Genomic DNA, 15024 nt, shown 5'->3' with positions numbered 1-15024 from the left:
AGTCAGTGTTTTCGACGAGTGGGTTTCACCGGCGGCGCGGCGCTTGCCGCCAGATCCTCCAGAATGGGGCAATCGGGCCTGCCATCGCCGGAACAGCAATGGGAAAGATGCTTCAGCGTCTTCACCATGCCCTGCATTTCGGCAATGCGTCGCTCAAGATCCGCGATGTGCTGGGTGGCCACCTCCTTCACGGCAGCACTCTCGCGCGCCTTGTCCTGCCAGAGCGCCAGCAGTTTTTGCGTTTCCTCCAGCGAAAAGCCGAGTGAACGGGCACGGCGGATGAAGCGCAGCACATGCACCTCGTCCTCCGTGTAAAGCCGGTAATTATTTTCCGAACGGGCGGTCGGATGGATCAGGCCGATCTGCTCATAGTAGCGGATCATCTTGGATGAAACGCCGGACGCCTTGGACGCTTCGCCAATGTTCATCGGACTGCTCCCAGCTTCATGCTGCGCAGCCGCAGCGCATTGGTCAGAACGAAGACACTGGACAACGCCATGGCGCCCGCCCCGATCATTGGCGAAAGCTGAATGCCAAATGCGGGATAAAGCGCGCCGGCCGCCAGCGGGATCAGCGCCACGTTATAGCCGAAGGCCCAGAACAGGTTCTGGCGGATATTGTTCATTGTCGCATGGCTAACCGCGATGGCATCTGCAACGCCTGTCAGCGCGCCCGAAGAGAGAACCACATCGGCGCTTTCAATCGCCACATCGGTGCCCGTGCCAATGGCGATGCCAATATCGGCGCTTGCCAGTGCCGGTGCATCATTGATGCCATCGCCAACAAAGGCTACCGGTCCAGCCGCTCTCAACCGTTCCAGCGCTTCCACCTTGCCGTGCGGCAGCACTTCGGCCACCACTTCATCAATGCCAACCTGCGCGGCGATGGCTTTTGCCGTGCGGGCATTATCGCCCGTTACCATGGCCACTTTGAGGCCCATGGCCTTCAGCTGCCGGATCGCGTCCCGGCTCGTTTCCTTCAGCGGATCGGCGACAGCCAGGATGGCTGAAAGTCTGCCATCGAGTGCCACGTAAAGCGGGGTCTTGCCCTCATCCGCCAGCCGTGCCGCATCGCTCGCGAAGGTTTCGACCGACAGGCCAAGTTCCGCCATCAGCCGGTCTGCGCCGACAGCAATCGACTTACCGTTCACCTTGCCTTGGATGCCATAACCCACGCGAGCCGCAAAGCTTTCGGCAGCGGGAATGGAAAGCCCCCGCGCCTTCACGGACTTCACGATGGCTTCCGCCACCGGGTGTTCCGAGCGCGCCTCCAGGGCGGCTACGAGCGGCAGAAGCTGCGTTTCGTCAACGCCTTGCGCGGTCAGCACATCGGTGAGTTCCGGCTGGCCCTTGGTCACGGTGCCGGTTTTGTCCAGCACCACCGTCTTCACATCGCGAAGGGCCTGCAGCGCATCGCCTTTCCGAAACAGCACGCCCATATCTGCGGCACGACCGGTGCCGACCATGATGGAGGTGGGCGTTGCCAGCCCCATGGCGCAGGGGCAGGCAATGATGAGAACCGCAACCGCCGCCACCAGCGCGTGCGGCAGAACCGGCTCCGGCCCGACAAGAAGCCAGATGAGGAAAGTGAGCAGTGCAACGCCCATCACGGCGGGCACGAACCAGCAGGTAACCCGATCCACCACGGCCTGAATGGGCAGTTTCGCGCCTTGCGCCTGTTCCACCAGCCGGATGATCTGCGAGAGCATGGTATCGGCACCCACCTTCTCCGCCCGGAACCGGAAGCTGCCGCTGCCATTGATGGTACCGCCCACGACCTGAGACCCCGCATGCTTTTCCACGGGCAGAGGCTCACCGGACATCATCGATTCATCCACGTTGGAAGAGCCGTCGAGCACCACACCATCCACTGCGATACGCTCGCCGGGACGCACGATCAGCACATCACCCACTTCCACCTCATCGGTTGGAATATCAATGGCTTGGCCGCCGCGCTCCACCCGTGCGGTCTTGGCCTGAAGGTTCAGCAGGCGGCGAATGGCAGCCCCCGTTCGCCCCCGTGCGCGGGCTTCCAGCAGGCGGCCCAGCAGGATCAATGTGACGATCACCGTGGCGGCTTCGAAGTAGACGAAGCGGGCGGCTTCCGGCAAAAGCTGCGGCGCAAAGGTGGTGACGGTGGAATAGGAATAGGCGGCCAGAACGCCGATGGCGACCAGCGCATTCATTTCCGGATGGCCGCGCAAAAGCGCAGGAATACCCGTTTTCAGGAAGCGGAAACCGGGGCCGAAGATCACCGCCGTCGCGAGCGCAAAATATCCGTAGTAAAGCCACTGCATATCCACCGCGCCCATCAGCCAATGATGGAAGGGAGCGTAGAGGTGACCACCCATTTCCAGCACGAAAAGCGGCAGCGTCAACACGGCGGCAATCGCCAGATCGCGCTTCAGAGCATCGGGCGAAAAAGTGGAATCTGGTTTTTCGCTAAACCGATGCGTCAACAAAGAATTTAGAGCGGCGGGCCGTTTCCGATCAGTCGCCCGACGCTCTAGAACGCCCGCATCCTCCTCATGATGGTTATGGGTTTCGTGACCCTCATGATCATGCCCCGTGGAAGCTTTCTGCTTTTCCAGTGCAAAGCCTGCGGAGCGGATGGCAGCGGAAACCAGCCGCTTCGCATCGCGTCCGAAGGCTTCCACGCTCACATGCCGTTCGCCCTCACTTGTCGTGACGGACACGACCCCGGCAACATGTGAGAGCGCCGCGTTGAGGCGCTCCGCATCCCCTTCCTTCAGTGGCTTTTCCAGCGCAAACACAAGCGTCTCCGCCTTCGGCTCATAGCCTGCCTTGCGGATTGCCTCGGCCAGCGTGGCCGCGGAAAAGCCCTCGGACGGCTCCACCGTCAGGCTTTCAGTCGCGAAGTTCACCGCGCTCGTCGCCACGCCCGGCACCTTTGCCGCAGCCTTTTCCACGCGCTTCACGCAGGATGCGCAGCTCATGCCCTCCACCGGAATGATGAGCGGCTCATGGAGATGGTCGGTTCTGACGGTCTGGTTCATGGGATGGAATCCTTGTCTTCCATCCACAGATAGGGCTTCCCATCATGGGAAGGTCAAGAGGTGAGCCACGGTTATTTTGCTTCCATCCGCTTGAAGCGGGCAGGCCCAATCAGCGGATGTTTCGCCATTGCTTAACACGGTTGATCGAGCCATCGAGATTACGCTTTATAGAGTAGCCATTTTTCCCGCTAAAGTAGTTCTTCCGCATATCTCTGATCACCTTAGCTGCGTCACCGTATGGCGCTACGATATCAATGAACCAAAGATAACTCCCCGATGACCATTGCCCGGCATTGGGGGTTACCCCATCGCTTAGTAATTTCTCATGTGCAGCATCATCCAGAAGCGCCCAGGTGACGAAGGCAATTGGGTCATTCGGTCCATCAAAGTAGATTTTGCACTGCCCCGATTTTAGCGCAGGCAGAAAATTAGCTTGGATATCACTAATGCGCCAATATCGATGCAGCGGAGACTGGAGCGCTAGAGCTGTCATGCTCCCGAGGGCCTCCATGGCACCGAGCTTCTTTACGGCCAATGTGTCGTTCATAATGCTTCATCGCTCCTTGAGACCATTTTGAAATGCTTTGGTGATCGGTTCAAAAAAGTATGATATTAGGCGTCGCTCGGATGTAACCACGTCAACTGTGGCAGTCATGCCGGGAGAAAATGGCACCGGCGCTTCATCAACCAGCATGTGGGATCTGTTTGCCTTCAGCCGAACCGCATATACCCAGTTCGTGCCGCCGCTTTGGCGCGCGTCCGCTCCCAAATTTATCACGGTAGCGGGAATAACCCCGAAACGCTCAGAGGGAAACGCGTCTAGCTTCACGTAGGCGCTTTGTCCGTTTCTGAGGAAGCCTATATCTCGATTATCGAAAAATGCTTCGATCTCCAGACCTCCGTTGGTCGGGACAACAGTCATCAGACTTGCTCCTGCTGATACGAATCCACCAATGGTGTGAATGCTGAGGTTTTCGATCCGACCATGGACAGGAGAACGGAGCGTGAGATTCCGCAACTTGTCTTCTGCCGCTCTCAGCGAAGCATGTGAACTACTCAAGGCAATCTCCGCCTCACGCAGCCGCCGACTTTGTGTTGCAAGGTTGTCGGAAATGATTGAGATACGTTGGCGCCTGGTGGCTTCTCCCGACGCTACAAGTGCCGACAATTCGCGCGCGCTGACCTCCGCGTCTCCATCAATGGATCTAAGCTCGCGCAGCCTTTCAAGATGAGCGGTTCGACTGAGAATGCCTTGGCTCATCAGACTTTCAGCAGTTGCGAGGTTTTGCGAAACGATATCGCGGTCAACTTTTGCCTTGTCTACCCGCGCTCCTTGTGCCTGCTGCTGAAACTCCAGTTGCTTTTGCTTGGCGTCGAGCTGCAGCACCTGGTCGCGCAGGGATGCTAGCGCAGCGCGCACCAGATCTTCGCCGACTGCACTTCCGTCCGGATTGATACCGCGTCTTCCCCGGAACTCCGCGATCCCATACTCCATGAACCCTGCCGCAGCAGGATCACGCGCCATCAGCGACGAGAAAACGGCTGCTGCAACGTTGGCATCGAGTGATTGCTGATCAATTTCGGCCTGTATACGCTGGATGTCGCTCTGCGCAGATGTGGGGTCAAGGCGCACCAGAATGTCGCCTTTGGCCACAGACTGCCCCTCGGCTACGGCCAACTCGACGACTTTGCCATCAGCAAGCGGCTGCACGATTTGAACGCGCGCGACCGGCACCAACTTTCCGGCACCGCGAGCAACCACCTCAGTCTTGGCTAGAATGCTACCGCCAAGAATGGCAGCAAAGAGAAGCAGGAGAAGCCAGACAGTGATGCGTAGTGTGGGCGAAACCGCGCTTTCATTCGCAGGTATTGTAGAGGTCATTTCTGTCCCTGCAGTTGTTCAAGATCAAAAATGCGCGCGTCAGGGCCGAACACGTCTGGTCGGTGCGTGATGATCGCAACGGCCCGGGACTGAGCAAGCCGCATCAATGTGTGCGTGACGATAGATGCAGAAACCTCATCCAGTGCGCTTGTCGGTTCATCGACAATCAGAACATTCGGGTTGCAAAGTAGCAGACGAGCGAGAGCCAATCTCTGTCTTTGGCCGCCCGAAAGGGATGAGCCGTGTTCACCGATTTGCGTATCCAGGCCCTCTGGAAGGCGCTTGATGATGTCGACGCTGGCACTATTCTCCAGCGCCCGTTCTATCTCGTCTTCTGTCGCATTCTCATTAGCCAGAAGGAGATTTTCCCGGATCGTCCCGCTAAAAAGAGCAGGCTCCTGCGGAAGATAGCAAATGGCGGCCCTGACACTGCCAGGTGAAAAATTCGTCATCGGCTGATCATCGATCAGAACGCTTCCGGCATCCGGTGGATAAAGTCCTGCCAAAACCTTAGCGACCGTGGACTTGCCGAAGCCGGATCGCCCGACAATCACCGTAGGCTGACCGGGGGAAACCGTCAGGCTCAACTTATCGATGACCTGTCGGTCAGCGGAATATCCAAAGGACACGGCCTCCATGCGCAGAACGGCTGGCTTAATCAGTGAGAGCTTCTGCTTGCCCATTTCGTTTTCCGACGTCGCATTCAGCACATCGCCAAGCCGCATGCGGGATACCTGAATGCCCTGCCAATGCTCCCACAGGGATGCAAGGCCCAGAATAGGCCCCGAAACATGGCCTGCCAGAAGATGAAAAGCCACCAACTGGCCAAGCGTGATGCTGTTTTCGAGAACCAGCATCGCGCCGAAGAACAGAATCATGATGTCGAAGGCATTACTGAACACATCGCGAATCAAGCCATTGACGACATGCAGTCTGGTAATCTTGAAACTCAGGGCCAATGAGGCGGCCATAGTGGCGTCCAGCCTTCGGACATAGCGATGCTCTCCGGCTTGCGCCTTCACGGTTTCCACGTTGCGGAAGGTCTCGATCATTCGCGATTGATGCGCCGAATTTGCTACAAAAGACTGCTTGAGGCTGCGGCGCAGAAAGGGGCCGACAACAGCCATGGCCGCCATCTGGCTGGGTAGTAGAATAATGATAATCAACGTCAGTGACGGGCTGATCGAAAAGAGCGCGGCGAGATAAATGAATGAAAACAGGATATCAATCACGACGCCGGAAACCGTACCGGTCAGGAACCGCCGAACCACTTCGATTTCTCGCATGCGTGCGAACAATTCGCCAGCCTGCCATGTCTGCAATGTACGCAGAGGCAGGTGAAGTACATGCTGATATATTCGATTGCTGAACTCGCGGGTCAGCCGGTTTACCAGATCGCCTCCAAGATAAACTGAAATAGCTTTGAAAGATCCTTGAAATATAGCGACCAGAGTCAGAAGCCCGACAACAATATATAGACTTTCCTGTCGTTGATATGGCAGGATTCGATCTATGAGTGCTTGAAAAACGAAAGGCTGCACCAAACCAAGAAGACGCAGAACCACTGATATGACTGCGATTTCGGCAATATGCCCGGTGTACCGGCCTGTTGTCTGGGTAAACCACGAAAAAGCAGCGGGCTTTTCACCCACAGATGGATTTTTCATCTAATATACACTTTTAAATTGCGTCAATGAAAATTTTTGCGTAAATGCAGCTCGCGGTCTACCGCAGTTTATTTTTTCAATCAATAGGAGTGTTTTATGGGTGGTTCTAGCAATTCTGAAACTAGCGGCGTTGGCGGACGCATAGGTGCGGCGGTAGGGGGCTTTGCCGGAGCATCTATTGGTGCGCTGGGAGGTCCTGTAGGCTCGCGAGCTGGTGGAGCAATTGGCGGGTTTGTCGGCTATTACGCCGGCGACGCTGTTGAAAGCAACATAATCAATGGCAGCGCGGACTACGACAACTTTAATGCAATGGGGGATTACAACGGCGGCCAACGCGCTGACGATCGGTAAATTTTTAACCTACATTTGATTAACCAACCCACAGACCTTAATTAAGTTTAGGTCTGTGGTCAAATACAGGAGAATAACGTTGAAAATCATAAACTTAATCGTTCCTTTAGCTATCATTAATCCAATTATATTATTCACTTTACCATTTGGAAAATCTTCAGATTACTATGATATTTCATATATTTCATTTATATCTCCAATTATATCATTTGCATTATGGGACTTTTTGATTTTCCTTTTAAAGAAAATTAAAAATAAAAATTCGGATCACTGAACTTTTATTTTATTCATTCTGAATATCTAAAAATGGGGGATGTCGGCGGCAATGATAATTCAAATTCAGAAGGCCGCAGAGAATGCTATCCTGCTTCTGCGTATGATCGTCATCGATTGCGCTGTGCCGATTGTATTCATCGTTATCGTCACGGTTGTCGCTGAAACGCTGGGTGTATTCATGGGCATTATCCTGTCCGGTGAAAACTTCAGCCTCATCGTCAGTCAACGGGGCGCCCATGTAACGGCCGGGGTTGTAGCCTATTTTGCGATGCTGGCAGCATGCCTGATACGCCTTGAGGCAATCAAGCAATCCCTTCGCTCTCCACGCTCGATGATTGCTGCCGTTGCGATCGGAGCTTTATGGCTAGCGGTGAACCTCTTGGGGCAATATGGCAAGCCCGATGTAGACCTCGATACGTCTTTGAGCGCAATTTTGCGCGTTTTGGCTGGGTGTGCTCTTGCTCCCATTGCAGAGGAAACCTTCTGGCGCGGCTATCTCTGGGCAAGGCTTAAGGCGCGAGGATATGGTGATGGTCTAATCACCATCTGCACCGCGTTGCTGTTTGCAGCGGTGCATTTGCCAAACAGCCTCGATGCCCTCACAAACTACTTGTTCATGGCATTCGCTTTCAGCCTCATCCGCTATTTCAGCGGCGGCATCGGGCTGCCCATCTTCTTCCATGCGGCGATGAATTTCATCGTCATCCGCCATATAGGTGTGTGATTGCAATCTCCCGCCCGTCATCAGGTGGCAAAGCGGCGCGCGAGTGTGACGGATGCAACGACGCCGAAGGTTACACCCAGCATGGACCAGGAAACCGCCTCGCCCAGCAGCAGTGCCGCCAGAAGAAGCCCGAAGAAGGGTTGTAGAAGTTGCAACTGCCCGACGGAGGCTGTGCCGCCTTTCGCCAGCCCGTGATACCAGAAGATAAAGCCAACCAGCATGCTGAACACGGTGACATAGGAGAGCCCAGCCCAGGCCGTGACAGGCACGGCTGCCAGATCCTGCGGCCAGGTGAAAAGGCAAAGCACAGCCATAGGCGGCATGGATAGCACCAGCGCCCAGCAGATGACCTGCCAGCCGCCCAGGCTGCGGGCCAGCTTGCCGCCTTCCGCATAGCCAAGGCCACAGACAATGACGGCGGCGATCATCAGAAGATCGCCGTGCAGCGAGGCCTGCCCGCCATTCGACAGGGCAAAGCCCACAACAAGCAGACTGCCGAGAACGGAGAACAGCCAGAACAGAGGCTTTGGCCTTTCTCCCCCGCGCAGCACGCCGAAGGCGGCGGTGGCGAGCGGCAGAAGGCCAATGAAGACAATGGAATGGGCCGAGGAAATGGAGCGCAGTGCCAGCGCGGTCAGCAGCGGAAAGCCGATCACGACACCGAGCGCGATGACGGCAAGCGACAGGAGATCGGAACGGTGCGGCCGCTTCTGCCGCAACATCAGCAAAAGTATCGCCGCCAGCACGGCTGCCATGGCGGCACGCGCCGAGGTGACGAAGAGCGGCGGCAGGCCCAGCACTGCAAGACGGGTGGCAGGCAGAGAGCCGCTGAAAATGATGACGCCGATCAGCCCGCTGATCAAGCCATCCATGGTTCCAGTTCGAATTGTCTGCGCTGCTGCTTTCATCGTCTCATCCTTTTTGCTTGGATCATAGGTCGGCGGGGCTGGCGCAGACAGGCACACAGCCATACAATTCAACCAAACTGTACTGCATGCATCACCCATACGGATGAACCGATGACCGATGAAACAAACGCCCGCGCTTCAGGCCGCACCGCGCAGGTGATGGCGCAGATCCGCAGCCGTATCGCCTCTGGCGCGCTCACCCATGGCGACCGCCTGCCCTCCATTCGCGGGTTTGCCGCAAGCCTTGGCGTATCGCCATCTACCGTGGTGGAAGCCTATGACCGGCTGGCGGCTGAGGGGCTGATCCGCGCCCGTGCCGGGTCCGGCTTTTTCGTGACGGCCAATACGCTGACGCCTGTTGCGCTTTCGACCCGTGGTGAATCGCCTGAACTGCGGGAGGTGGACCCTTTCTGGGTTTCGCGCCAGTCTCTCGATGCCGATGACGAAAGCCCGAAGCCCGGCTGCGGCTGGCTGCCTGCCGACTGGATGCCGCAGGCGGCGCTGCGGCGTGCCCTTCGCAATGTGGCGCGCGCCGAGGATGCCGTTCTCCTGAACTATGGCCGCACGCAGGGTGATTTCGATCTGCGGCGGCTTCTGGCACGGCGTGCGGCGGAGGAAGGGCTGGCGCTCGATCCCGCCAATATCATGCTGACCGGCTCCGGCAGCCAGTCGATCGATCTTATCTGCCGGTTGCTGCTGAAGCCCGGCGATACGGTTCTCGTCGACGATCCCTGCTATTTCAATTTCCGCGCCCTGCTGAAGGCGCATCAGGTGCAGGTGATCAGCGTTGCCATGACACCCACGGGGCCGGATCTCACCGCGTTCGAACATGCACTACAGGCAAGCGCGCCGCGCCTCTACCTCACCAATTCCGCCTTGCACAATCCAACCGGGGCCACGCTTTCGCCGCCCGTGGCGCACAGGCTGCTGAAGCTGGCGGAAGCCCATGATCTGCTCATTCTGGAAGACGACATCTTCACCGATTTCGAACCGGAACCTTCCGTACGGCTGGCGGCGCTGGACGGGTTGAACCGGGTCATCCGCATCGGCAGCTTTTCGAAGACGCTGTCTGCCTCCCTGCGTTGCGGTTACATTGCGGCGCGTGCTGAGTGGATCGAAGGGCTGGTGGACCTGCAGATCGCGGCGCAATTTGGCGGCCCGAGCCCCATCGTCACCCATGTCATCGGTGAGGTTCTGACCGGCGGAAGCTATCGCAAACACATGGAAGAAGTGCGCCGCCGCCTGAACCGCACCCGCCGTGGTGTCAGCGCGAGACTGACGACGCTCGGCATCGAGCCATGGCTTGAACCACGCGGCGGCTTTTACCTCTGGTGCCAGTTGCCCGACGGCACATCCTCCACGGCCCTCGCGCAGGCAGCGATGGCTGAAGGCGTGGTGCTGGCGCCGGGCAATGTGTTCAGCGCCGCCCAGACCGCCAGCCGCTTCATGCGCTTCAACGTGGCGCAGATGGCGGATGAGAAAAGATGGCAGGTTCTGGAGCGGGAGTGCGGCGTGAGGCGGTAAGGCTAGACCTTCACATACTTGCGCCAGTCGTGTTGCTCCTGGAAGCCCAGCAGATCGCGGATCTTTTTATTGCTGATCGGCGCGCCGAATTCTTCCAACTCGCCGGTAATGGGCGTTCCCGGCGCATATTTGCGCAAGAATTCCCGCGTCGGCTCATTGGCGGTGATGGTATCATTGACGGCGTTGAAGACCTGAAAGCCCAGGCCGTCCTTCTCGATACACAGATGCACGATCTGGCCGAGATCGCGCGCATCGATATAGCTCCAGGCATTGCGTTTGCGCATGGGCGGATTGGCGAGATATTCCGGGAAATTCGCGTAGTCTTCCGGTGAGACGACATTGCCGATACGAAGCGCATAGACATCGGCCTTGAAACGCATGGCAAAGGCGCGGGCCGTCTTTTCGTTCACCACCTTGGAAAGGCCGTAACTATCCATCGGGTCCACGTCATAGTCTTCGGTCAGCGGAAATTCGTGGTAGTCCTTATCGCCTTCCGCAAAGCAGACGCCATAGGTGGTTTCGCTGGAGGCGACCACGACCTTGCGAATGCCGAGCTTCATGGCCGCCTCAATGACATTGTAGGTGGAAACGGTATTGGCCGCGAAAGTGGTATTATCCGGCTGGATGAGAATGCGAGGCACCGCGGCGAAATGCACCACCGCATCCACCTTCGGCACCCCCTCGCCGGTTTCCAGACCTTCGAAGCCGAAATGCTGGGATAGCGCATTGAACACCTCGCCGGAATTGGTGAGATCGGTGATCAACGTCGGCACGGATTGATCCGGAAACGGCTTCAGATCGAGATTGAGAACCGTGTGGCCCTGTTCAAGCAGGTAGGGAATGGCGTGACGCCCCGCCTTGCCGCTGCCGCCGGTGAAGATGATCCGCTTGCCCATAAGTATTCCTCCGCTGATATGCGGGGACAGAGATAGGGTGTGGCGAGCGGAAATGGAATGGCTGGATCAGCCGCCTGTCAATCTTTGCCATTCGGTGTCGAAGGCAAAGCGCAGTTCAGCCGCCTCGTCATCCGGCAATGAACGGGTCATCTGCGGGAAAAGCATCTGGTGATAGGCGCGCTTTTTACGGTCCCATGGCATGGATTGCGCTGCCCGCATTTCTGCCAGAACAGCGTTCAACTTGCTGCGAACCCTATCCGGATTGGGTTTGTAGGAGGCGGGCTCCTGCGGAAGCAGGTCCGTCTGCGTACCGAACAAGTCAAGTTGCGTTCTGCTCATCACTCATGCCGTTTCAGTCTCTGCCGAAGCATCATTGTCCTCCTCCGCCCCGGCGTTTTCAAGGCCGAGCATTGGCTTATCCAGTATCCGTTGCAGAAGGTCGGCCTGGGCGGGCTCCAGCCGAACCAGCCTGCCGAGCACGTGCAGCAGGTTCATGAGGTCGGTCGTATACTCGGCGAGCCAGTGATCCGGCTGAATTTTATCCAGAGGCGATGGCGGACGGCGGTCGCCGATGATGGGGCGGGAGCGGTCCAGCTTGCGATAGCTGAACCATTGGCGCAGCACCTGCTTGCCGGAAACCTCGTAACTCCAGACGTCCGGCGGCACATTGTCGATAAAGCCCTTGCCGATGATGAGCCTGCGGTGTTCCGGCTGGTAATCGATCACGTCCGGCAGCGGCTCCGGCGCGCCGGGAATGGCGCCACCGGCGGGAATGCGCGGCGCGTCCGCAGGCGGCAAACGCGGCGGCCCCTTGGGTCGGCCCGCTGCCGGATCGGCAAAGCGCTCGCCATAGCAATGCAGCCAGATCACCTCGCGGCCCAGCGCCACAGCCTCGAAAAACAGCTCTACATCCGCCGTCAGCGGAACGCGCAGACCCGGTTGAACGAGATCGTCCTTAAAACGGGCGATGAAAGCCGGGTGCGCAAGCGTGGCGGCAATATAGGCCATGACATCGGCGGGCGTGACCTCCTGCCCATAGGCATCGGCCAGGAAAGCCAGAAGCTGCGGGCGGATATTGGACTGGCTGGCCCCGGCATCGCGCCACAGCGGCATGACGCGACCGCCGAACGAACCTTTGTAGTGGTCGTAATCAGGAATGTTTGATGTCAGGGAGATCGCTGGTCCACACGACGGAGCTGCACGTTCGAGTGCTGTCAGGAAGATTTGCTCACTGGAGTAGCCGTCCCAGAGTGCGGGGTTGGATTGGTTGATCAGGCGTGAATCGGGAATGATCCATTGCCGATCATAGGTGCGAAAAGCATAGCGTATCGGCTGCACCATCTGCCCGGTCTCTGCAATGATCGGGCTCAGTCGCTCCGGGTGGCCGCGCAATCCCGCCTTCAGCTCTTTCCGAATGTGCTTGTCACCCGGCTGACCGTTTCTCAGATGCGGATGAAACAGCACTTCCTTGCGCGCCTCGTCCTTCTCGGCCACCAGCGCATCCCAGCGGCGGGCAAGGGTTTCCCTGTCCGGCGCAATCAGCCAGGTGCGCCCCGGTTGGACACCGGAGCCATCATAGACAAAGAAGCTTTTCAGCGGCGGCATATCCGCCCAGGCGCCGGTCGCTGCCGGAAGATAGGCATCGCGCCAGCCATCCGGACATTCCACCCAGTCCGGCCCCTCCAATGACAGGCTTTCCAGTGCCTTGAACTTGCCCTCACGCCGCCCCGCTGGCAGCGGCATGTAGCGCACATCGGCGGGTTTTGTTAAATCCTTGCCAAGTTTCTTGGCGGCAATGACAATGCAGACCGGCTGCTGCACACCCTGAAAGATACGCGTCGCCACTTCCGGCTGATGGCCTTCCGGCGAACAATCGATGACCCAGATGTTGGTGGCGGTGCGGCGCAGATCCTCGCGCATTTTCTGGAAGCCCGGACCATTGAGGAAACCGGCCACCGTGATGTAGCAGATCACGCCTTCCTCATCCCTATCCGGCATGCCGGTCGCGGCATAATTGCCCGTGCCGAAGACCTTCCAGGTGGCCCAGCGCCAGAAATAGACATAGAGGTTTTTCAGGTGCTTGGCATGGGCTGAGACCCCCCATTCGACAGGCGGACGCCACCAGTCCATCGGCGCTTTCATGCTGCCGCCGGAGCCTGCCTCGATCCAGCCGCCGCGCCCTTCCGCCTTTTCCTTATAGGGCGGATTGCCGATGACAACCGTGATCGGCTGGCCCTTCTTGATGGCGTTTGCCTCCTTGCGCGAGGTGGCAATGGGCTGCATGACCTGCGGCAACCATTCATCCTCCACATAAGGATTGCCCAGCGTATCGGTAATGAACAGCTTGAGCGGCGGCAGGCTGGCGGATTTGCCATCGCCCACGACCATCAGCTCCTGAAATTCGGCGATCAGCCGAAGCTGCGCCACGGCAAAGGGGCCGAACTGCAGTTCAAAGCCGATCAACCGCTGGGCGGCGGCACTGATGGCAGCCGGCACCGCCCCCTCGCCCATATCGGTCGCCACCGTTTCGGCAATCTTGCGCAGCACACCCAGCAGGAATGTGCCGGTGCCGACGGCAGGGTCCGCAACGGTCACATCCGGCGAGGCAAGGCCGCTGGTGCGCTCGAACAGAGGGCCGCGCAGCACCTCATCCACCATGCGCACCATGGCATTCACCACTTCCGGCGGGGTGTAATAGGAACCGGTCCGCTTGCGCAGTGTATTATCGTAGACTTCAAGGAAGTGCTCGTAAAAATAAAGCCAGGCATCCGGGTCTCGTTTGCCGACCTCCCGCCAGTTCACGGCGTCCAGCACCCGCGCCATGGTATCCAGCGAGGTTTTCAGTGCTGTACGATTATCCGGATTGTCGGTTAAAAGCCCCAGCGCCGTGCCGATCAGCGAATTGGATTTCTTCAGATCCGATGCCGCGTGTTCAATGCCCTGATTGAGCGGAATTTCGCGGGTGCGGGCAATCAGCAGGCCAAAGGTCACGGCCTGCGCATATCCATCGGCAAACTGCGCATCATCGGCCTGCGGAAACAGAAGCTTTCGCCAGTCCTGCGCCAGACCGCTGAGCGCGACGTTGCCCCGCGCCAGCTGTTCGCTCACCTCGTCGCGCAGGAGGCGGCAGAGCCTTGCGCTGACCTCCGCGAGGCGGCGCGGGTTCTTCGGCGCCTGCGGCGTCCAAGTGAAAAAGTCTGAGAAGAGCGTCAGCAAAGCGCCGGATGCGCGCACCGCCTTGCCATCCGTTTCCAGATCGCCCTCCAGCCGCACGATTGAGCCCTGAAGCTCTCCATCGCGCCAGAGGGAAAAACTCATGCCGTCGGTATAAAGCAGGTTCGGCAGGGATTTCAGCCGGTTCCACTGCTCCTTGTCATGGCCCTGAAAGCGGCGTGGGTCAGCGCCCTTGCCGGGTGCCTTGACCTCTATGAAGCCGGTGAGCGCCTTGCCGAAAGTGACAGCATAATCAGGCCTCGTCATGATGTCGGACAGGCTGGTTTCGCCGATGAGGGAAACCGCATTTTCAGGATAGCCGAGAAGTTCAACCAGCCCGCCGATCATCACTTCCAAGGGTCCCCGAAGCTGATCCTCCGGCGCGCCGCTGACCACCGGGCTCGACAGCTTCTTCGAGACCGCATGGCCAAAGGCCGAAACGACACTATCCAATGAGATTGCTGGCATCTGATTCCCCTTCGGGCTTCACCATAGGTAGTAAACAGATGAAAACAATTGCTATTTTTCGCGAAGAGACCGCAATCTCCATCGCCCCGCCCCATGACG

The 15024-nt window shown here is 58.2% G+C and carries 11 protein-coding genes; 2 read left to right on the top strand and 9 right to left on the bottom strand.

The window, feature by feature from the left end; genetic code table 11:
- Nucleotides 1-2: 2 nt before the first annotated feature.
- The 5 genes from cueR to MUU53_RS06505 form a co-directional block, all read right to left on the bottom strand.
- On the bottom strand, nucleotides 3-428 hold the full coding sequence (cueR, locus tag MUU53_RS06525; RefSeq protein WP_247260179.1) for a Cu(I)-responsive transcriptional regulator: 426 nt from the start codon (nucleotides 426-428) through the stop codon (nucleotides 3-5).
- Nucleotides 425-3016, bottom strand: a complete 2592-nt coding sequence (locus MUU53_RS06520; RefSeq protein WP_247260178.1) for a heavy metal translocating P-type ATPase — start codon at nucleotides 3014-3016, stop codon at nucleotides 425-427. Before MUU53_RS06520 ends, cueR begins: the two co-directional genes overlap by 4 nt.
- 109 nt (nucleotides 3017-3125) lie before the next feature.
- Nucleotides 3126-3563: a toxin-activating lysine-acyltransferase gene (locus MUU53_RS06515; RefSeq protein WP_247260177.1), complete on the bottom strand. Its 438-nt coding sequence runs from the start codon at nucleotides 3561-3563 to the stop codon at nucleotides 3126-3128.
- Nucleotides 3564-3569: 6 nt separating this feature from the next.
- Nucleotides 3570-4898, bottom strand: coding sequence for an HlyD family type I secretion periplasmic adaptor subunit (locus MUU53_RS06510; protein ID WP_247260176.1), 1329 nt, complete (start codon nucleotides 4896-4898; stop codon nucleotides 3570-3572).
- Entirely contained in the window at nucleotides 4895-6469 is a 1575-nt protein-coding gene (locus tag MUU53_RS06505; protein ID WP_343229100.1) for a peptidase domain-containing ABC transporter, read from the bottom strand. The genes MUU53_RS06510 and MUU53_RS06505 overlap by 4 nt, the downstream gene beginning before the upstream one ends.
- A gap of 772 nt (nucleotides 6470-7241) precedes the next feature.
- Between MUU53_RS06505 and MUU53_RS06500 the strand changes: the two genes are divergently transcribed.
- Nucleotides 7242-7916: a CPBP family intramembrane glutamic endopeptidase gene (locus MUU53_RS06500; protein ID WP_247260174.1), complete on the top strand. Its 675-nt coding sequence runs from the start codon at nucleotides 7242-7244 to the stop codon at nucleotides 7914-7916.
- Nucleotides 7917-7936: 20 nt separating this feature from the next.
- Here the strand turns inward: MUU53_RS06500 and MUU53_RS06495 are convergent, their stop codons facing one another.
- Nucleotides 7937-8824: a DMT family transporter gene (locus MUU53_RS06495; RefSeq protein WP_247260173.1), complete on the bottom strand. Its 888-nt coding sequence runs from the start codon at nucleotides 8822-8824 to the stop codon at nucleotides 7937-7939.
- A gap of 111 nt (nucleotides 8825-8935) precedes the next feature.
- Between MUU53_RS06495 and MUU53_RS06490 the strand changes: the two genes are divergently transcribed.
- On the top strand, nucleotides 8936-10348 hold the full coding sequence (locus tag MUU53_RS06490; RefSeq protein ID WP_247260172.1) for an aminotransferase-like domain-containing protein: 1413 nt from the start codon (nucleotides 8936-8938) through the stop codon (nucleotides 10346-10348).
- 2 nt (nucleotides 10349-10350) lie between these two features.
- On the opposite strand, the gene MUU53_RS06485 is transcribed toward MUU53_RS06490, so the two are convergent.
- The 3 genes from MUU53_RS06485 to MUU53_RS06475 all read right to left on the bottom strand — a co-directional run bounded on the left by MUU53_RS06485 (nucleotide 10351) and on the right by MUU53_RS06475 (nucleotide 14925).
- Complete coding sequence (locus MUU53_RS06485; RefSeq protein WP_247260171.1) at nucleotides 10351-11244, bottom strand: NAD-dependent epimerase/dehydratase family protein; 894 nt, start codon at nucleotides 11242-11244, stop codon at nucleotides 10351-10353.
- A gap of 66 nt (nucleotides 11245-11310) precedes the next feature.
- Entirely contained in the window at nucleotides 11311-11583 is a 273-nt protein-coding gene (locus tag MUU53_RS06480) for a hypothetical protein (protein ID WP_247260170.1), read from the bottom strand.
- 3 nt (nucleotides 11584-11586) lie between these two features.
- Nucleotides 11587-14925: a type ISP restriction/modification enzyme gene (locus tag MUU53_RS06475; protein WP_247260169.1), complete on the bottom strand. Its 3339-nt coding sequence runs from the start codon at nucleotides 14923-14925 to the stop codon at nucleotides 11587-11589.
- Between the last annotated feature and the right edge of the window lie 99 nt (nucleotides 14926-15024).

Origin of the sequence: Affinirhizobium lemnae, from assembly GCF_022968395.1 — a bacterium.
In the GTDB taxonomy this organism is placed as follows: domain Bacteria; phylum Pseudomonadota; class Alphaproteobacteria; order Rhizobiales; family Rhizobiaceae; genus Neorhizobium; species Neorhizobium lemnae.
Note: the sequence above shows the minus strand (reverse complement) of the source record. Positions and strands in the feature narration are given on the sequence as shown.